The organism is Stenotrophomonas nitritireducens (assembly GCF_001431425.1).
In the GTDB taxonomy this organism is placed as follows: domain Bacteria; phylum Pseudomonadota; class Gammaproteobacteria; order Xanthomonadales; family Xanthomonadaceae; genus Stenotrophomonas; species Stenotrophomonas nitritireducens.
The window spans coordinates 26,509-44,924 of sequence record NZ_LDJG01000033.1 but is presented as its reverse complement, the minus strand read 5'-3'; the positions used below and the strand labels follow the sequence as shown (position 1 = coordinate 44,924).

At 67.9% G+C, this 18,416-nt stretch carries 15 protein-coding genes and 5 pseudogenes; all 20 read left to right on the top strand.

Annotation, left to right across the window (positions count from 1 at the left end; all coding sequences use genetic code 11):
- Window positions 1-116 precede the first annotated feature (116 nt).
- The 20 genes and pseudogenes from flgB to ABB22_RS16480 all read left to right on the top strand — a co-directional run bounded on the left by flgB (window position 117) and on the right by ABB22_RS16480 (window position 18,340).
- Window positions 117-515, top strand: coding sequence for a flagellar basal body rod protein FlgB (flgB, locus tag ABB22_RS16560; RefSeq protein ID WP_055769080.1), 399 nt, complete (start codon window positions 117-119; stop codon window positions 513-515).
- A gap of 11 nt (window positions 516-526) precedes the next feature.
- Window positions 527-934 carry a flagellar basal body rod protein FlgC gene (flgC, locus tag ABB22_RS16555; RefSeq protein WP_055769077.1) on the top strand — a complete coding sequence of 136 codons (408 nt, stop codon included), beginning with the start codon at window positions 527-529 and terminating at the stop codon, window positions 932-934.
- Between the two features lie 23 nt (window positions 935-957).
- Window positions 958-1,632, top strand: coding sequence for a flagellar hook capping FlgD N-terminal domain-containing protein (locus ABB22_RS16550; protein WP_055769074.1), 675 nt, complete (start codon window positions 958-960; stop codon window positions 1,630-1,632).
- 34 nt (window positions 1,633-1,666) lie between these two features.
- The gene (flgE, locus tag ABB22_RS16545) at window positions 1,667-2,944 is read left to right on the top strand and encodes a flagellar hook protein FlgE (protein ID WP_055769071.1); all 1,278 of its coding nucleotides are present in this window, start codon (window positions 1,667-1,669) and stop codon (window positions 2,942-2,944) included.
- A 123-nt stretch (window positions 2,945-3,067) separates the two neighbouring features.
- Window positions 3,068-3,817: a flagellar basal body rod protein FlgF gene (locus ABB22_RS16540; RefSeq protein ID WP_055769069.1), complete on the top strand. Its 750-nt coding sequence runs from the start codon at window positions 3,068-3,070 to the stop codon at window positions 3,815-3,817.
- Between the two features lie 100 nt (window positions 3,818-3,917).
- Entirely contained in the window at window positions 3,918-4,703 is a 786-nt protein-coding gene (flgG, locus tag ABB22_RS16535; RefSeq protein ID WP_055769066.1) for a flagellar basal-body rod protein FlgG, read from the top strand.
- Between the two features lie 23 nt (window positions 4,704-4,726).
- Window positions 4,727-5,419, top strand: a complete 693-nt coding sequence (flgH, locus tag ABB22_RS16530) for a flagellar basal body L-ring protein FlgH (RefSeq protein ID WP_055769061.1) — start codon at window positions 4,727-4,729, stop codon at window positions 5,417-5,419.
- Between the two features lie 8 nt (window positions 5,420-5,427).
- Entirely contained in the window at window positions 5,428-6,543 is a 1,116-nt protein-coding gene (locus ABB22_RS16525; RefSeq protein ID WP_235504293.1) for a flagellar basal body P-ring protein FlgI, read from the top strand.
- Between the two features lie 2 nt (window positions 6,544-6,545).
- Window positions 6,546-7,724: a flagellar assembly peptidoglycan hydrolase FlgJ gene (gene flgJ, locus ABB22_RS16520; RefSeq protein WP_055769057.1), complete on the top strand. Its 1,179-nt coding sequence runs from the start codon at window positions 6,546-6,548 to the stop codon at window positions 7,722-7,724.
- Between the two features lie 11 nt (window positions 7,725-7,735).
- Window positions 7,736-9,619, top strand: a complete 1,884-nt coding sequence (gene flgK / locus ABB22_RS16515; RefSeq protein ID WP_055769053.1) for a flagellar hook-associated protein FlgK — start codon at window positions 7,736-7,738, stop codon at window positions 9,617-9,619.
- Window positions 9,619-10,821, top strand: a complete 1,203-nt coding sequence (gene flgL / locus ABB22_RS16510; protein WP_055769050.1) for a flagellar hook-associated protein FlgL — start codon at window positions 9,619-9,621, stop codon at window positions 10,819-10,821. Before flgK ends, flgL begins: the two co-directional genes overlap by 1 nt.
- Before the next feature lie 66 nt (window positions 10,822-10,887).
- Window positions 10,888-11,365, top strand: a pseudogene (locus ABB22_RS18645) (flagellin N-terminal helical domain-containing protein); the annotation flags it as partial.
- Between the two features lie 791 nt (window positions 11,366-12,156).
- Window positions 12,157-12,804, top strand: a pseudogene (locus ABB22_RS19060) (flagellin); the annotation flags it as partial.
- A 474-nt stretch (window positions 12,805-13,278) separates the two neighbouring features.
- Window positions 13,279-13,908 (top strand): annotated as a pseudogene (locus tag ABB22_RS18820) (flagellin N-terminal helical domain-containing protein); the annotation flags it as partial.
- 273 nt (window positions 13,909-14,181) lie between these two features.
- Window positions 14,182-14,727, top strand: a pseudogene (locus ABB22_RS19055) (flagellin hook IN motif-containing protein); the annotation flags it as partial.
- 144 nt (window positions 14,728-14,871) lie between these two features.
- Window positions 14,872-15,171, top strand: a pseudogene (locus ABB22_RS19050) (flagellin); the annotation flags it as partial.
- Between the two features lie 383 nt (window positions 15,172-15,554).
- Window positions 15,555-16,925: a flagellar filament capping protein FliD gene (fliD, locus tag ABB22_RS16495; RefSeq protein ID WP_055769041.1), complete on the top strand. Its 1,371-nt coding sequence runs from the start codon at window positions 15,555-15,557 to the stop codon at window positions 16,923-16,925.
- Between the two features lie 100 nt (window positions 16,926-17,025).
- A complete protein-coding gene (fliS, locus tag ABB22_RS16490; RefSeq protein ID WP_055769037.1) occupies window positions 17,026-17,445 on the top strand; it encodes a flagellar export chaperone FliS in 420 nt (139 codons plus the stop codon).
- A gap of 5 nt (window positions 17,446-17,450) precedes the next feature.
- Window positions 17,451-17,759, top strand: a complete 309-nt coding sequence (locus tag ABB22_RS16485) for a hypothetical protein (RefSeq protein WP_055769033.1) — start codon at window positions 17,451-17,453, stop codon at window positions 17,757-17,759.
- Window positions 17,756-18,340: a PilZ domain-containing protein gene (locus ABB22_RS16480; protein ID WP_055769030.1), complete on the top strand. Its 585-nt coding sequence runs from the start codon at window positions 17,756-17,758 to the stop codon at window positions 18,338-18,340. The genes ABB22_RS16485 and ABB22_RS16480 overlap by 4 nt, the downstream gene beginning before the upstream one ends.
- Window positions 18,341-18,416: the final 76 nt, after the last annotated feature.

The window sequence follows — 18,416 nt, the reverse complement described above, 5'->3', positions numbered from 1 at the left end:
TCATAGATCCAGGGACCGCCCCGCATGCGGGCGTTCCCGGCCCCCCTCCCCCGTTCCTGCGGTTCTGGCACACCGCTTGCAGCCTCCCGGGCATCGTTCCCCCGGGGAGGCGCGCCATGCCCAATCTGATTTCCAACTATCTGGGCGTCCATGCCCAGGCCATGCCGTTGCGCGAACAGCGCATGAAGCTGATCGCCGGCAATCTGGCCAATGCCGACACGCCGGGCTACAAGGCCCGCGACCTGGACTTCGATGCCGCCCTGCGCAATGCCCAGGGGCTGGACGGCAACGGCCTGCTGGCGACCACCGCCGAACAGCATTACCGCATCGGCGGCGACGGCCTCAATCCGTTCCAGGTGCTGCGCCCCGGCGTGCAGCCGAGCCTGGATGGCAACACCGTTGATCCGGATGCCGAGCGCGCCGCCTATGGCCGCGCCGCGCTGGAGTACCGCGCCTCGCTGAGCTTCGTCGAATCGAAGGTGCGCACCCTGACCACCGCGATCACCGGCCAGTAAGGGAGAACGCCGTGAGCAACCTGCCCATCTTCGACATCGCCGGTTCGGCGCTGCAGGCGCAGTCGGTGCGCATGAGCACCATCGCCTCCAACCTGTCCAACGCGGACACCGTCGCCGGTTCGGCGGAGGCGGTCTACAAACCGCTGGAGCCGATTTTCCAGGCGGTCACCAGCCGCGAAGACCCGCGCCTGACTGGGGTGGAGGTCAAGCAGATCGTCCAGAGCGAGGCGGCGCCGATCAAACGCTACGAGCCCAACCATCCGCTGGCCGACGGCGAGGGCTATGTCTACTCGCCGGACATCGACCCGGTGGCGCAGATGGTCAACCTCATTTCCACCTCGCGCAATTACCAGGCCGGCGTGGAGATGCTCAACACCGCCAAGGAACTCACCCTGGCCACCCTGACCATGGGCCGCTGAGCCGGCCGCCACAGGACTCCGTCATGAGCAGCATCAACACCAATAGCGACCTGTTCGGCGCGCTGGGCCTCACTGCCCCGGCCGCGCAGAACACCAAGAAGAAGGACGCGCTGGACCAAGCCGATTTCCTGCGGCTGATGACCACCCAGCTGCAGCACCAGGATCCGCTCAAGCCGATGGACAACAGCCAGATGGTCGCGCAGATGGCGCAGCTGTCCACGGTGCAGGGCCTCAGCGACCTGAACAAGACCGTCAGCGGTTTCCAGGAGTCGATGGCCGGCGACCAGATCCTGCGGGGCGCGGCCATGATCGGCCACGACGTGCTGGTGCCATCGGCCAAGTTCGTGCTCGGCGACGAGGGCGAAACCGGCGGTACCGTGGCGGCGCCGGGCGCCGGCAGCATCACCGTCGACATCACCGACGCCAACGGCAACAAGGTCACCCAACTGAGCGTCCCGGCCGAGGCGGCCGGCGAAAAATCCTTCCAGTGGGACGGCACCGACGCCAACGGCAAGCGCATGCCGGCTGGCACCTACAGCATCGCCGCCACCTACACCGATGCCAGCGGCAAGCAGAGCAAGCTCGGCACCTATGTGCAGGCCGGCGTGGAGAGCGTGACCGTCGGTTCGGATGGGCTCTACCTGAACCTCAAGGGGCTGGGCACGGCCCCGCTCGACTACGTGCTCCGCGTCAGCTGAGCCCCTCTTACACGGATTTCCCAGGAGTTTCGCCATGGGCTTCAATACTTCCCTGTCCGGCATCAGCGCCGCCAACGCTGACCTGAACGTCACCGCCAACAACATCGCCAACGTCAACACCGTCGGCTTCAAGGAGTCGCGCGCCGAGTTCGCCGACGTGCTCAACTCCACCGGCTACGGCCTGCGCAACAACGCCATCGGTTCGGGCGTGCGCCTGACCAACGTCGCCCAGCAGTTCTCGCAGGGCAACATCGACCAGACCGGCCGCAGCCTGGACCTGGCCATCGAGGGCGAGGGTTTCTTCACCCTCAACATGAACGGCACGCGTGTCTATTCGCGCGCCGGCAACTTCCAGCCCGACAAGAACGGCTACGTGACCAACCCGCAGGGCGCGCGCCTGCAGGTCTACTCTCCCAGCGCCGATGGCACGCGCTTTGACGGTGCGCTGGCCGATCTGCGCCTGCTCAGCAGCGACAGCCCGCCGCGTCCGACCAGCCGCCTCGAGCTTGCCTTCACCCTGCCGGCCAACACCAAGGAGCCGACGATCACCCCGTTCGACCCGGCCAGCAGCAACAGCTACAACTTCTCCAGCGGCGGCATCACCGTGTTCGACTCGCTGGGCGTCGGCCACGTGCAGACCTCGTATTTCGTCAAGACCGCCACCCCCAACGAATGGGAGGTCTACAACTTCGTGGACGGCGTGCCGGTCAACAACGGCAGCGTGCCGGCCGACCCCGATGCCACGCCGCCGGTCCCGGCGGTGATCGGCGCTCCCACCCTGCTGCAGTTCTCCGACAGCGGCGCGCTGGTCTCGCCGACCGACGGCAAGATCAATCTGGGCACCTTCACGCCGAGCACCGGCGCCGGCCAGCTGACCATGAACCTGGACATCTCCGGCTCGACCCAGTACGGCGAGAAGTTCAACCAGTACAACACCGGGCAGGACGGCTACGCCTCGGGCAAGCTCAACGAGATCAACATCTCCGAACAGGGCGTGGTCTACGCGCGCTATTCCAACGGCGTGGACACCGCGTTGGGCCAGGTCGCGCTGACCAACTTCAACAACCCGCAGGGGCTGCTGAGCCAGGGCAACAACCTGTGGTCGGAAACCTACGCCTCCGGCACGCCGCGCGTCGGTGCGCCGGGCAGTTCGGATCTGGGCCAGGTCCAGGCCGGTTCGCTGGAAGCCTCCACCGTCGACCTGACCCAGCAGCTGGTGAACATGATCACCGCGCAGCGCAACTTCCAGGCCAACGCGCAGATGCTCTCGACCCAGGACCAGATCACCCAGACGGTGATCAACATCCGCTGAGCCGGAGAAGGCGGGAGCGGGGAATGAAGCAGCGGGGGCTTTCCCCGCCCTGCCCCGGCCCCGCTTCTGCCACTCCCGGCACCAGCTCGTTCCCGACTTCCCTTTCCCTGGTCCCCGCCCCCGATGGACAAAGCCCTCTATGTCGCCATGACCGGCGCCCGCGCCTCGCTGCAGGCGCAGGCCACCGTTTCCCACAACCTGGCCAACTCCGATACGCCCGGTTTCAAGGAAGCGCTGGCCAACACCGAGGCCTTCCCGGTCCAGGGCCAGGGATATGCCTCGCGCATCGACGCCCTGCACGTGGACGCCGGCTTCAACCGCCGCGTCGGCGCGCAGCAGATCACCGGCAATGCGCTGGACCTGTCGCTGCAGCCGGGCAGTTGGCTGGCCGTGCAGTCGCGCGAGGGCGGGGAGGCCTATACCCGCGCCGGCGCATTGACGCTTACCCCCAACGGCATGCTCGTCACCGCCGAGGGCAATGCCGTGCTCGACGAGAACGGCAACCCGGTGGCGGTGCCGCCGCACCAGGCCATCGAGATCGGCCACGACGGCACCCTGTCGGTCATCCCGCTGGGCGAAGGCCCGCAGACCATGGCCATGGTCGGGCGGCTGCGCGTGGTGCAGGCGCCTGACGACAGGCTGCAGCGCGGGCTGGACGGATTGATGCGCAATACCGATCCGCTGCAGCCCTTCGCCCAGGTCCAGGGCAAGGCGCTGGACAGCGGCATGCTCGAGTCCAGCAACGTCGACGCCGCCGGCGCGCTGGTGCAGATGATCCAGCTGCAGCGCCAGTTCGAGATGCAGGTGAAGGTCATCAAGCACGGCGACGAGAACGCGCGCAGCGCCAACACGCTGCTGCGCCTGAACGGCTGATGCCGCCGCGCCGGCCGATTGGCGCGCGGTTCTGGCACACCGCATGCATTACATCCTGCAAAGGCCCTGAAGGCCGGCACCAGCAGCAGAGGAACCGCTCATGAATCAGGCATTGTGGGTCGCCAAGACCGGCCTGGATGCGCAGCAGACGCGCATGTCCGTCGTCTCCAACAACCTGGCCAACACCAACACCACCGGCTTCAAGCAGGACCGCGCCAGTTTCGAGGACCTGCTGTACCAGCAGGTGCGGCAGCCCGGCGGTTCGTCCTCGGCGCAGACGCAGTTGCCGACCGGCCTGCAGCTGGGTACCGGCGTGCGCGTGGTGGCGACTTCCAAGAACTTCCAGCAGGGCGGCCAGCAGCAGACCGGCCGTGCCCTGGACGTGATGGTCAACGGCCGCGGCTTCTTCGAGGTGATGCTGCCCGACGGCAGTTCGGCCTATACCCGCGACGGCAGTTTCCAGATGAGCCCGCAGGGCGAACTGGTCACCAACAGCGGTTACCCGGTGCAGCCCGGCATCCAGATCCCCGAAGGCGCGCAGTCGCTGACCATCGGCGCGGACGGCACGGTCAGCGTGAAGATGGCAGGCGATGCGGCGTCGGTCGAGATCGGCTCGCTGACCCTGACCGACTTCATCAATCCCGCCGGCCTGCAGGCCAAGGGCGAGAACCTTTACCTGGAGACCACGGCCTCCGGTCCCGCGCAGAACGGCACCCCCGGCCTCAACGGCCTGGGCGGCATCGTGCAGGGCGCGCTGGAAGGCAGCAACGTCAACGTGGTGGAAGAGCTGGTGTCGATGATCGAGACCCAGCGCGCCTACGAGATGAACGCCAAGGCCATCTCCACCACCGACTCGATGCTCGGCTACCTCAACAACAACGTCTGATCGTGCCGATTACGGAACCCGCCATGGCCCGCCTGTCCAACGCCCTTCGTCTCTCCTGCGCCGCCGGCAGCCTGGTGCTGCTGGCCGGCTGCGTGGTCGCCGGCGACGTACGCCCCTATCCGGCCATGGCGCCGGTGGTGCCGGTGGTCGCGCCCTCGGCCGAACCCAGCGCCGGCGCGATCTACGCCGCCGGCCCGGGGCTGAATCTCTATGGCGACCGCCGCGCCCGCGACGTCGGCGACCTGCTGACCATCACCCTGGTCGAAAGCACCTCGGCCACCACCAGCGCCAACACCGCCATCGGCAAGAAGTCGAGCATGAACATCGGCTCGCCGAGCCTGTTCGGTGCGCCGGTGACCCTGGGCGGCAAGGACGTGCTGGCCGCCAGCGCCAGCGGCGAACGCGACTTCAACGGCAAGGGCAGCAGCGCGCAGAGCAACCGCCTGCAGGGCAGCGTGACCGTGACCGTGGTCCAGCGCCTGCCCAACGGCAACCTGGTGGTGCAGGGCCAGAAGGACCTGCGCCTGAACCAGGGCGACGAGCTGGTGCAGATCCAGGGCGTCGTGCGCTCGGCCGACATCGCCACCGACAACACCATCCCCTCCAGCAAGGTCGCCGACGCGCGCATCGCCTACGGCGGCCGCGGCGCGGTGGCGCAGTCCAACGCGATGGGCTGGCTGGGCCGCTTCTTCAACTCGGCGCTGGCGCCGTTCTGAGCATGGCCATGACGATTCCCGCATTCCTGCGCCACGCCACCGCCCTGCTGCTGGTGGCCGCCTGTGCCCTGCCGGCGCAGGCCGAGCGCATCAAGGACCTGGCCCAGGTCGGCGGCGTGCGCGGCAACGCGCTGGTGGGCTACGGCCTTGTCGTCGGCCTGGACGGCAGCGGCGACCGCACCAGCCAGGCGCCGTTCACCGTGCAGAGCCTGAAGAACATGCTCGGCGAACTGGGCGTCAATGTTCCGCCGAACGTCAATCCGCAGCTCAAGAACGTGGCCGCGGTGGCGATCCATGCCGAACTGCCGCCGTTCGCCAAGCCCGGCCAGACCATCGACATCACCGTCTCCTCCATCGGCAACGCGATCTCGCTGCGCGGCGGTTCGCTGCTGATGGCACCGCTCAAGGGCGCCGACGGGCAGGTCTATGCCCTCGCCCAGGGCAACCTGGTGGTGGGCGGTTTCGGCGCGCAGGGCAAGGACGGTTCGCGGGTGTCGGTGAACGTGCCCAGCGTCGGCCGCATTCCCGGCGGCGCGACGGTCGAGCGCGCCCTGCCCGACGTGTTCGGCGCCAGCGGCGAGATCACCCTGAACCTGCACCAGAACGATTTCACCACCGTCGCGCGCATGGTCGCGGCGGTGAACAACGCCTTCGGCGAGGGCGCCGCGCGCGCCGTCGACGGCGTCACCGTGGCGGTGCAGGCGCCGAGCGACCAGGGCGCGCGCATCGGCCTGCTGGCGCGCATCGAGAACATCGAACTGTCGCCCGGCACCGCGCCGGCGCGGGTGGTGGTCAATTCGCGCACCGGCACCGTGGTGATCGGTTCGCAGGTACGGGTCAGCCCGGCCGCGATCGCGCACGGATCGCTGACGGTGACCGTCAGCGAGGCCACCCAGATCAGCCAGCCCAATGCCTTCGGCGGCGGCCAGACCGTGGCCGCGCCGCAGTCCACCATCACCGCGACCAACGAAGGCAGCCGCATGTTCCGTTTCGACGGCGGCACCACGCTGGACGAGATCGTGCGTGCGGTGAACGAGGTCGGCGCCGCACCCGGCGACCTGATCGCGATCCTGGAAGCCCTCAAGCAGGCCGGCGCGCTGGGCGCCGAGCTGGAGGTGATCTGATCATGCGCATCGCCGCCCCGTCGCTGGAGCTGAACGCGGTCGTAGCCAACGACCCGGCGAAGATCGACAAGGTCTCGCGCCAGCTCGAAGGCCAGTTCGCGCAGATGCTGATCAAGAGCATGCGCGCGGCCAGCTTCGGCGATTCGCTGTTTCCCGGCGAGAACCAGATGTTCCGCGAGATGTACGACCAGCGCATCGCCGAGGCGATGACCAAGGGCCGTGGGCTGGGGCTGTCGGCGATGATCGCGCGCCAGCTGGGGGGCAGCGAACAGACCGCGCCGCCGCCGGTGGACACCTCGCTGCGCCCGGCGGCCCAGGCCGCGCAGGCCTACCGGTTGCTGGCGCCGGCTCCGGCGCCATCGGCATTGCCGGCGGCGGCGATGGCAGCCGATCCGCTGGCGGCCATGACCGGCGACGAGCCGGCCATCCCGGAGCAACCGCTGCTGGACCTGATCGCCGGCCGCGACAGCGGCAGCCTGCATGCGGCGATCGGCGGCCGTGGCGCAAGCCCCGGGCCGGCGCCGGCGGCCGACTGGGCCATGGGCAACGACCGCTGGAGCGGCGTCGGCCCGGCCAGCGCCGGCAACGGCGCCGTGGAAATGGCCTCGGCCGATGCCGCCGCCGACCAGTTCGGCAAGCACACACCGGAAGGCTTCGTCGCCAGCATCTGGCCGCATGCCGAGCGGGCCGCGCGCGAACTCGGCGTCGATCCGCGCGCCCTGGTCGCGCAGGCGGCGCTGGAGACCGGCTGGGGCCGCCGCCACATCAAGCGCGACAACGGCGCCAGCAGCCACAACCTGTTCGGCATCAAGGCCAGCGGCTGGAAGGGCGAGAGCGCCACCGCCGCGACCCACGAATACGTCGATGGGCAGCGCCAGAGCCAGACCGCGCGGTTCCGCGCCTATGGCTCGGCGGCCGAGAGCTTCGGCGACTACGTGCGCATGCTCAAGAACAGCCCGCGCTACCAGGCCGCGCTCAAGGCCGGCAGCGACGTGCGCGGTTTTGCACAGGGCTTGCAACGTGCCGGTTACGCCACCGATCCGGGCTACGCCGCCAAGATCGCCGCCATCGCCGCAGGTCCGACCATCGACCGCGCCGTGGCCGCCATCGGCCAGGCCGGCGCCCGCCTCGGCCAGAGCTTCGCCCAAGCCGCCGGCCTGTCCGGCATCACCCGCCGTTGAGATAGATCCCGATGTCCAGCGTCCTCTCCACCGGTAGCAGTGCCCTCATCGCCTTCCAGCGGGCGCTGGCGACCGTCAGCCACAACGTGGCCAACATCAAGACCGACGGCTACAGCCGGCAGAAGGTCGATTTCGCCACGCGCAATCCCACCGACATGGGGTACGGCGACGTCGGCAACGGCACCAGGATCACCGACATCCGCCGTGTCGCCGACCAACTGGCGATCTCGCGCCTGCTCGACAGCAATGGCGAACTGGCGCGCCTGCAGCAGCTGTCGGGGCTGGCCGACCGGGTGGATGCGCTGTTTTCCGACAGTGCGACCAACCTCAACGGCATCTGGTCCAACTTCTTCGATTCCGTCAGCGGCCTGTCGGCCAATGCCGCCGGAACCGCCGACCGGCGCAGCATGCTCGACAACGCCAACGACCTGGTCAATCGCTTCAGGCAGCTGGCCGGCAACCTGGATTCCCTCGGCCATGAGGTCAACAACGGCCTGGTCGCCGGCACCGGCGAGATCAACCGCCTGACCCGGGAGATCGCGCAGCTCAACATCGCCATCGGCAGCGACGCCAATCGTGCCGCGCCGGACCTGCTCGACCGCCGCGACCAGTTGATCACGCAACTGGTGGGCTTCACCGGTGGCACCGCCGTCATCCAGGACGGCGGCATCATGAACGTGTACTCGGCCGGCGGCCAGGCGCTGGTGGTGGGCGGCACCGCCTCGCAGGTCACCACCGTGGCCGATCCCTACCAGCCCGAGCGCCTGCAGCTGGCGCTCCGGACCCAGGGCCAGACCATCGTCCTGGACGGCAAGGCGCTGGGCGGCAGCATCGGCGGCCTGCTCGAATTCCGCGACACCGTGCTGACCCCGGCGCAGGCCGAACTCGGCCGCATCGCGGTGGGGTTGGCGCAGGCGTTCAACGAAAGCCATCGCGAAGGCGTGGACCTGTATGGCGACATGGGCGTGGACTTCTTCACCCTGGCCCCGCCGAAGGTCTCCGCGCACAGCGGCAACAGCAACACCAGCACGGCCAGCATCGCCGCCAGCTATGGCGATCTCTCGGCGCTGGATGGCCAGAACCTGCAGCTGCGCTTCGACGGCAGCAACTGGGTGGCCACGCGCCCGGACACCGGCGTCCAGGTACCGCTGGCCGGCAGCGGCACCGCCGCCGACCCGTTCGTGGTCAACGGCATCGAACTGGTGGTCAGCGGCACGCCGGCCATGAATGACCGCTTCCTGGTGCAGCCCACCGCCGCGGCTCCCGGCGGCCTGGCCGTGGCGATCACCGATCCGTCGCGCATCGCCGCCGCCAACCCGGTGCGGGTCAAGGCCGACCTGGGCAACATCGGTACCGGCGTGGCCGGCAAGCTCGACGTCACCGATGCCGCCGATGGCGCCCTGCTCGATCCGGTCAGCATCGACTTCATCGATGCCGACCACTACACCATCAATGGCGGCGCTCCCCTTCCCTACACGCCCGGCCAGACCATCAGCGTCAATGGCTGGAGCCTGGTGCTCGACGGCAAGCCGGCCGCGGGCGACACCTTCGCCGTATCGCGCACGCCGGCCGGTTCCAGCGACAACGGCAACGCCTCGCGCATGGCCCAGGTCGAGGACGCAAAGGCCTTCAACGGCGGCACGGTCACCCTCAACGGTGCGCGTGGCGGCCTGACCACGCAGATCGGCGCGGCCGCGCGTGCGGCCGACTATTCGCTGCAGGCGCAGCAGGCCATCAACGAGAACGCGCAGGCCACGCGCGACTCGATCTCCGGCGTGAACCTGGACGAGGAAGCGGCGGACATGCTCCGCCTGCAACAGGCCTACCAGGCCGCCTCGCAGCTGATATCCACGGCCGACACCATGTTCCAGTCGATCCTGCGGGCGGTGGGCTGATGAACAACCGTATCTCCAGCGGCATGATGTACGACCAGTCGGTGTTCCTGATGCTCGCCCGGCAGAGCAAGCTCAATCATCTGGAACGCCAGCTCGCCACCGGGCAGAAGATCGTCTCGGCCAAGGACGATCCGGTCGCTTCGGGCACGGCGGTGGGCATGGACCGCATCCTGGCCGAACTGACCCAGCTGGGTTCGAACGCGGCAACCGCGCAGAACCGGCTCGGGCTGCAGGAAAACGCACTGGCCCAGGCCGGCGAACTGCTGCAGCGCGTATCCGAACTGACGATCCAGGCCAACAACGCCGCGCTGTCGGCGGCCGACCGCAAGAGCTCGGCCGCCGAGCTGCGCTCGATCCGTGATTCGCTGCTGTCGCTGGCCAACAGCACCGACGGCAACGGGCGCTTCCTGTTCGGCGGCGCCGCCGACGGAGCGGCGCCGTTCATTGCGGCAGGCGGCAGCGTCGCCTACAACGGCGACCAGACCCAGCGCCAGGTGGAAATCGCGCCGGGCACCTTCGTCCAGGACGCATTGCCAGGAAGCGAAATATTCATGCGCGTCCGTACCGGGGACGGCATCGTCGACGGCAATGCCGCCAGCGGCAATACCGGCCAGGCAGTGCTGACCGACATCGGCCGCGACGGCTCGGCCAACTGGAACGGAGAATCATGGACCCTGCGTTTCACCGCGCCGGATACCTATGAAATCGTCGATGCCGGCAGCAACGTGGTCGGCGGCGGCACCTATGTCCCGGGCGAGGACATCGTGTTCCAGGGCCTGCGCGTGCGCCTGAACGGCACCCCGGACGCCAACGACGAATTCAACGTCGGTACGGCCGGCAACCGCGATGTGTTCGCCACTCTCGAACGTCTGGCGCAGGCCCTGGAAATGGATGCCTCCACTCTCGCCGGGCGCACCGCGCAGCAGAACCTGCTGCAGTCCAGCCTGCGCGACGTGGCCCGCGCATCGGAAAAGCTGATCGATTCGCGCGCATCCGGCGGCGCGCAACTGGGCGCCATCGACAACGCCGCCTCGCTGCGCGAGGCCAATGCCATCACCCTGAAAGATTCGCTCTCGCAGCTGCGCGACCTCGACTACGCCGAGGCCATCGGCCAGTACAAGCTCGAGAGCGCCGCCCTGCAGGCCGCACAGACCCTTTTCACGCAGATGCAGTCCATGTCGCTGTTCAACATGATCCGCTGATCCAGACCAACGCAGAAGCACTGCTTTCCCTTATCAGGCAAGACCCGAGCACAACGGAGAAGTCCCATGGCACAGATCATCAACACCAACATCATGTCGCTGAACGCCCAGCGCAACTTGAACACCAGCGGCGGCGCACTGGCCACCAGCATCCAGCGTCTGTCCTCGGGCCTGCGCATCAACAGCGCCAAGGATGACGCCGCCGGGCTGGCCATTTCCGAACGCTTCACCACCCAGATCCGCGGCATGAACCAGGCCGCGCGCAATGCCAACGACGGCATCTCGCTGGCGCAGACCGCCGAAGGCGCGCTTGGCGAGATCAGCAACAACCTGCAGCGCATCCGCGAACTGGCGGTGCAGTCGCGCAACGCCACCAATTCCAGTTCCGACCGCATGGCGCTGGACGCCGAAGTGCAGCTGCTGAAGGCCGAAATCCAGCGCGTGGCCGAAGAGACCAATTTCAATGGCACCCCGTTGCTCAACGGCAGCTTCATGAACCAGGCGTTCCAGGTCGGCGCCGACCAGGGCCAGGTCATCAACATCGCCCAGATCGCCAACGCCAACATCAAGGCGCTGGGCAACTGGAACCGCGTGGATACGCCGGCGGGCATGGCGGGCGTCGCCGCGACCGCATCGGGCGGTACCACCACGATGACCGGCACGGTCCTGGCCGCAGCGTCCGGTGTCGGCACCCCAACCCCGGCAACCGGCAGCAAGGCCACGTTCGCCGCCTCCACCTTCATTGCGGATTTCGCGACCGATGGCACCGTCACGTTTGACGTGACCATCGGCAGCGGAACGGCGCAGACGATTACCCTCGACGGCAACTACACCGATATCGGCGCGCTGAGGGATGCAATCAATGGCCAGCTCACCGGCGCTACCGCCATGGACTCCGGTGGCAGCATCGTCATCACCAACGACATCACGGGCGCCGCATCCGGGGCCATTACCGTGAACAACTTCGCTGCAGGCAGCAACACCACCGTCACCGCCCTGCCGACCGTCACCCAGACTGCCGGCACGGATTACGCTCCGGGAGTCCCGGGTACCCCCACGTTCGGTACGGTTGCGGCCGGCGAGTTCAGCATCAATGGAGTCGGTATCGTCAGCGCCGGCGGCGCTACCGCCTCCGACGGTGTCGATGCGCTGATCACCGCGTTCAACGCCGCCAAGGCGCTTCCGGCCAACGCCGCCGCGCTGGGCAACATCACCGCCTCCAACGTCAATGGCCGCCTGCAGCTGGTGGATTCCACCGGCGCGGCCGTCACCATCGGCGGTACCACGCCCGGCAACGCCGGCATGCTCAACATCACGCCGGTCAACACCAGCACGCTCGGTGCCGGCAGCTTCGTCATCGCCGGTTCCAAGGGCACCGCCACCATCGACTTCCCCGCCGCCGGCGGCGCCGGCCAGCGCGCCAGCGATCTGGTCAAGGCCATCAACAACCAGAGTTACAACACCGGCGTCACCGCCTCGCTGGATGCCACCGGCAAGCTGCAGCTGGCCTCGTTGAGCGGGAATTTCTCGGTAGCCCCGGCTGGCACCGGCACCGCCGCCGACCTGCTCGCCAACACCGGCTTGACCGAGGGGCTCACCGGCGTCATGGATCCGGCATTGCCGCCGGTGGTGACCGTGGGTACCAGCTGGGTAGCCGGCGCCGCCGAAACCGGTTTTGCCGACCTGGATGTGACCAGCGCGCTGGGCGCGGACAACGCGCTGGCGGCCATGGACGCTGCCCTGCAGTCCATCAACTCGGCCCGCGCGGATCTGGGCGCGGTCCAGAACCGCTTCACCTCCACCATCGCGAACCTGAACACTTCGTCGGAAAACCTGACGGCCGCCCGCAGCCGCATCCGCGATACCGACTACGCGGTGGAAACCGCCGAGCTGACCCGCACGCAGATCCTGCAACAGGCCGGTACCGCGATGCTGGCCCAGGCCAACCAGGTGCCGCAGAGCGTGCTCAGCCTGCTCAAGTAAGGCACCGCAGTTCCGCCGCGAAGGCCCTGGCTTGTCCAGGGCCTTCGCGTTTTCAGGGCGGAAAACATTCCGTCATGGCAGGGGAATCCAAGCAGGCGGCGCGCGGCCGCCGCGCCATGTAAACAGCGCCCGTGGCAGCGCAGATGTCCCTGCTCGCCTGTCTACCCTTCCAGGCCGAAGCAGGAGGCGGCGAGACGTGTCGATTGGTTCGCATGCTTCCCGCCCGCGGCGTGCGTTGATCGCACCCGGGCGGGACAACTACAAAAACGGCGCGTTGGGGGCCTGCCCCAACGCGCCGTTTCCTGTTGGATGCCCGCGGTCGCCACGGTGCCGTGCAACGACACGCTAAAGCTGCCCGGCATCCGGCCGTTATTGGTATCAGCAGCGGTGCTACGGCTCCTACACCCCGCCCCACTGCACCCAGTACCGGTCAGGTGAACTGCCGGTTCCAACGCCAAACAGGAAGCCCGAATCATGGCACAAGTCATCAACACCAACATCATGTCGCTCAATGCTCAGCGCAACCTGAACACGAGCGGCACCAACCTGGCCACCAGCATCCAGCGCCTGTCCTCGGGCCTGCGCATCAACAGCGCCAAGGACGATGCCGCCGGTCTGGCGATCTCCGAGCGCTTCAGCACCCAGATCCGCGGCATGAACCAGGCTGCGCGCAACGCCAACGACGGCATCTCGCTGGCGCAGACCGCCGAAGGCGCGCTGACCGAAATCGGCAACAACCTGCAGCGCATCCGCGAACTGTCGGTGCAGTCGCGCAACGCCACCAACTCCGATTCCGACCGCCAGGCGCTGAACGCCGAAGTGCAGCTGCTGAAGGCCGAGATCCAGCGCGTGGCCGAGCAGACCAACTTCAACGGCACCAAGCTGCTGGACGGTACGTTCCAGGCGCAGGCCTTCCAGATCGGTGCCGACCAGGGCCAGACGATCGACATCGCCCAGATCGCCAACGCCAACATCAAGTCGCTGGGCAACTGGAACCGCGTCGACACCGCCGCCAGCGCGGCGGCCGTGGCTCCGCAGGCCGCCGTCACCTCGCGTACGGTGACCGGCGCCGCCCTGAGCAGCGCAGTCACCGGCGGAGGTGCCGATACCCCGGCAACCGGCAGCACGCTGACGTTTTCTGCCGCGAGCTTTGTTGGTGATTTCACGACCGGCAAGGAGGTCAAGTTTGACGTAACCGTCGGCACTGGAACGCCAACGACAATCACCCTCGACGGCAACTATGCTGATGCCGACGCGGTGGCGACCGCGATCAATACCCAGCTCACCGCCGCCACTGCCGGTGCGACCGCCGCGAATAACAGCGGCAACATCGTCATCACCAACAGCACCACTGGCCTCGCATCCCCGGCCATTACCATGGGCAACCTCGTCGCCGGCACCAGCGGCGTCTCGGCCCTGCCGACGGCCACGGCGGCCGTGGGCGCGGATCTCATTCCGGGCGCTGCGGGCACCACCACCTTCGGCACTACGACCGCTGCCGAATTCACCATCAACGGTGTCGGCATTGCCAGCGCGGGCGGCGCTACCGCCTCGGCCGGTGTCGATGCGCTGGTCACCGCGTTCAATGCCGCCAAGGCGCTTCCGGCCAATGCCACCGCGCTGGGCAACCTCACCGCCTCCAACGTCAATGGTCGCCTGCAGCTGGTGGATTCCACCGGCGCGGCCGTCAACATCGGCGGTACCGCTGCCAACAAGGCCGGCATGGACACGGTCACCGACGTGCCGGTGCAGAACTTTGGTTCGGGCAGCCTGGTGCTGACCGGCGACAAGGGTTCGGCCACCATCAACTTCGGCAAGGCCAGCAATGCCGCCCAGCGCGCCAGCGACCTGGTCAAGGCCATCAACAACCAGAGCTACAACACCGGCGTCAGCGCCTCGCTGGATCAGAACGGCAACCTGGCCCTGTCCTCGTCGCTGGGCAACTTCACCGTCGCCGCCAGCGGCACCGGCGCCACCGCCGATGCCGACCTGCTGAAAGCTACCGGCCTGACCGCCGGCGCGACCAGCAACTGGGTGGCTGGCGCCGCCGACACCGGTTTTGCCAGCCTGGACATCTCCACCACGCTGGGTGCCGACAACGCGCTGGCGGCGATGGATGCGGCACTGCAGACGGTCAACTCCGCCCGCGCCGACCTGGGTGCCATCCAGAACCGCTTCACCTCGACCGTGGCCAACCTGAACAGCTCGTCGGAAAACCTCTCGGCCGCCCGCAGCCGTATCCGCGACACGGATTACGCTTCGGAAACCGCCGAACTGACCCGCACGCAGATCCTGCAGCAGGCCGGTACCGCGATGCTGGCCCAGGCCAACCAGACCAGCCAGAACGTGCTCAGCCTGCTGCGCTGATACCGCTGGCGCCATCGCCGTGACCCAGCCCGCCACCGGCAACGGTGGCGGGTTTTTTCGTTCCGCCGGCAGGCGCGCGCCGAGGGGTGGCCGTGTGCGCGGGAGTGGCCCTGCGCATGGGAGTTGCCCGGCCGCCGGGCAGAGGCATTCGCAGGCAAGGCCCATCCGCGGCGGTTGCACCTGTCGTCATGGAGGCCTTCTGCGTGCCTGGGTGGGCCCGGCTCAAGCCTGCCTGCATGCATGCACGGCACCCTTTCCCCGCCCGCGGCACGGAAATTGCCTTTGCACGGGGGCATTCCCCCGCCAGGGACTAAAGTCCCGATGGCATGTGCCGATAACCGAGGTGCCGCTGCTGGCATCTCCTTGCCGCTGAAGGATTTCGCATGGCTACCTCTTCCCTCTCCGCCGTCGGTTCCGGCCTGGACATCGCCGCCGTCGTTTCGCAGTTGGTGGCAGCCGAACGCAAGCCCGCAGCCACCCGCATCAACAGCCAGGGCACGGCGGCCACCGCCAAACTTTCGGCGCTGGGCAGCATCAAGAGTTCGCTGAGCAGCCTGCAGACGACCCTGGAGGCGCTGGGCAAGAGCGCCGAGGCACCGGCGTTCAGGACCAGCGTGCCGGAGAAAAGCGGTTTTTCCGCCACCATCGTCACCGATCCGGCCACCGGCAAGAGCGTGGCCACGCCGGGCAGCTACGACGTGGAGGTGCTGAGCTTGGCGCGCAACCAGAAACTCACCTCCGGCGCATTTCCCGCCGGCGCGGTGACCGACGGGCCTGGCACGTTGAGCATCGAGTGGGGCGAGGGTTCCATCGACGTCGCCACCGGCGAAGGCGACACGCTGGCCGACATCGCCAAGGCGATCAACCTGGCGGCCGACGGCAAGGGCGTCAGCGCCACCATCATCACCGCAGATGACGGCCAGCACCTGGTGCTGAACGCGGTCGGCGCCGGCAGCGCCGGTGCACTGACAATCACCGCCAGCGGCGGCGGGGGCACGCTCGCGGCCTTGACCTGGGATGGCAGCCAGGGCGGCCTCAGCCAGACCGTGCCCGCCACCAATGCGCGGGTACGGGTTGACGGGTTCGAACGCGAGTCCAGCACCAACAGCATCAGCGACCTGATCCCGGGCGTCACCCTGAACCTGGACAAGGCCGAGGAAGGCAGCACCAAGACCTTGACGATCAGCCGCGACAACTCGCCGCTGAAGATCGATATGCAGGCCTTCGTCAGCGCCTACAACGCCTCGGTCAGCCTGCTCCGGAACTCCAGCGCGTACGACGCGGAGAAGGACGCGGCCTCGGTGCTGACCGGCGATGCGCTGGTGCGCGGCCTGCAGCAGCAGCTGCGCAGCCAGCTCAGCGCCAACGTCATCGACCTCAAGGGGCTGGGGCTGGTGATCAACAAGGACGGCACCCTGGCATTCGACGCCGGGACGTTCGACAAGACCATGGCGGAAAGCCCCAATGCCGCGGCCAACCTGCTGGGCAAGGACGGCGCGCTTTCCAGCAGCCTTTCCACCCTGCTCAAGAGCAACCTGGACAGCACGGGCACCCTTACCCAGCGCACCGACGCCCTCAACAAGCAGATCAAGAAGCTGGAAAAGGACCTGGACGACCTGGATCTGCGCATGGAAAAGGTGTCCGCCCGCTATACCGCGCAGTTCACCGCCATGGATTCGCTGGTGGCGCAGATGCAGAGCACCAGCAATTACCTGGCCCAGCAGCTTTCGGCGCTGAGCAGTTCGTCGCGTTGACGATCGGCTCAAGTCAAGCGCCCTGCCTGCCGATAAACAGATCATCACTCAATCGTCCAGCGGCCTTCCCCCGCCCGCTGGACATCAGGAGATTCCCCCGATGTATGGTCCCAGCCGCAATTACGCCGATCAGTACCGCAAGGTCGGCGTTTCCTCCCGGGTTGCGGATGCCGATCCGCACAAACTGGTGGCCTTGTTGTTCGAGGGCGCCAGTGAGCGTATCCGGCGCGCCGAGGCGTTTCTCGCCCAGGGCGACCATGCCATGAAGGGCAAGGCGATCGGCGAGGCCTGCGCCATCATCGGCCATCTCAACGGTTCGCTCGACCACGAGGCCGGCGGCGAGATCGCCGGCAATCTTTCGGCGCTGTACGACTTCGTCATCCAGCGCCTGACCGAAGCTAACCTCAACAATGACACGCGCGCACTGCATGATTCCCTCGCGGTGATGGGCGAGATCGAATCGGCGTGGAACGCGATCCCGTCCGACCAGCGCCAACGTCCCGCCATCGCAGGAACCTGAAAAGCATGATGGATACCGACCATACCCTGCAGGCACTGCATGACGACCTCGAGGCGCTGCGTGTCGCGGTGGAGCAGGAAGACCACGCCGAAGCCGAGCGCATCGCCAGCGGTCACGACCGCCGCCTGCGCGAGTTCGTCGAGGCCTGCGGCGTGCAGGCCGCAGCCACTGGCCTGCGCAACCTGCTTGTCCTGCAGCAGTCGCTGATGGCCGACATGCTGGTCCGGCGCGACATCGCCTCGGCCCGCCTGCGTGCCGGCCGCCAGTCGGTCCGCGCCGCCCACGCCTACCAGCAGGCAGAATCGCTGGCATGAACGAGCCCGGCGCCAGCGTCGTCCACCACCCGGCGGAAACCGAGCTGTTCGACGATACGCTGAGCTGCGATGTCGCCTTGCCGGCGGCATTCGAGCCCGGCAGCGCGGTCATCCGCGCCGGCGCGGCGGAAATGCTGTTGCGCAGCGTGGCGCTGGTGGAGGATTCGCGCGGTACCGACGATGCCGACGAGCGCGGTGGCGAAGGCAGCCAGCAGTTGCAGCGGCTGGAAGCGCGCATGGACCTGGCCCTGGTGCTGCTGGGCCGCCTGCTGCGCCAGTCCACACAGGCATTGCCGCTGCGTCCGGTGCGCTGGTCGCGCCGTGGGCTGCGGCTGGAACTGGGCCAGCGTACCGGTGCGGTCCAGGGCAGCGCCGGCATCGTGCGCCTGCAGCCGGCCGACTGGCTGCCCGACCACATCGAACTGCCGGTGCAGGTACTGGGCGAAGCGACGTCCGGCAACGGCAGCCTCTATCTCTGGCTGCGCCTGCAGAGTACCGGCGATGCGCTGGAAACCGCGCTGGAACGGCATCTGTTCCGCCTGCACCGGCGCCAGATCGCCGACAGCCGGCGTCCGCGTTGAACCCGCCCGTCCATGACCTTCGCCGCTTGGCGCGCACGCGCGCGCTCGGCTAAGGTGCGGCCATTCCCAAGCGATG

Bases quoted from the DNA above. Each gene is read 5' to 3' on its own strand.
- flgH (WP_055769061.1), top strand. From the start codon at position 4,727: ATGGCCCGCCTGTCCAACGCCCTTCGTCTCTCCTGCGCCGCCGGCAGC.
- flgJ (WP_055769057.1), top strand. From the start codon at position 6,546: ATGCGCATCGCCGCCCCGTCGCTGGAGCTGAACGCGGTCGTAGCCAAC.
- flgB (WP_055769080.1), top strand. From the start codon at position 117: ATGCCCAATCTGATTTCCAACTATCTGGGCGTCCATGCCCAGGCCATG.
- ABB22_RS16480 (WP_055769030.1), top strand. From the start codon at position 17,756: ATGAACGAGCCCGGCGCCAGCGTCGTCCACCACCCGGCGGAAACCGAG.
- ABB22_RS16485 (WP_055769033.1), top strand. From the start codon at position 17,451: ATGATGGATACCGACCATACCCTGCAGGCACTGCATGACGACCTCGAG.
- fliD (WP_055769041.1), top strand. From the start codon at position 15,555: ATGGCTACCTCTTCCCTCTCCGCCGTCGGTTCCGGCCTGGACATCGCC.
- fliS (WP_055769037.1), top strand. From the start codon at position 17,026: ATGTATGGTCCCAGCCGCAATTACGCCGATCAGTACCGCAAGGTCGGC.
- ABB22_RS16525 (WP_235504293.1), top strand. From the start codon at position 5,428: ATGACGATTCCCGCATTCCTGCGCCACGCCACCGCCCTGCTGCTGGTG.
- flgL (WP_055769050.1), top strand. From the start codon at position 9,619: ATGAACAACCGTATCTCCAGCGGCATGATGTACGACCAGTCGGTGTTC.
- flgE (WP_055769071.1), top strand. From the start codon at position 1,667: ATGGGCTTCAATACTTCCCTGTCCGGCATCAGCGCCGCCAACGCTGAC.
- flgK (WP_055769053.1), top strand. From the start codon at position 7,736: ATGTCCAGCGTCCTCTCCACCGGTAGCAGTGCCCTCATCGCCTTCCAG.
- ABB22_RS16550 (WP_055769074.1), top strand. From the start codon at position 958: ATGAGCAGCATCAACACCAATAGCGACCTGTTCGGCGCGCTGGGCCTC.
- flgG (WP_055769066.1), top strand. From the start codon at position 3,918: ATGAATCAGGCATTGTGGGTCGCCAAGACCGGCCTGGATGCGCAGCAG.
- ABB22_RS16540 (WP_055769069.1), top strand. From the start codon at position 3,068: ATGGACAAAGCCCTCTATGTCGCCATGACCGGCGCCCGCGCCTCGCTG.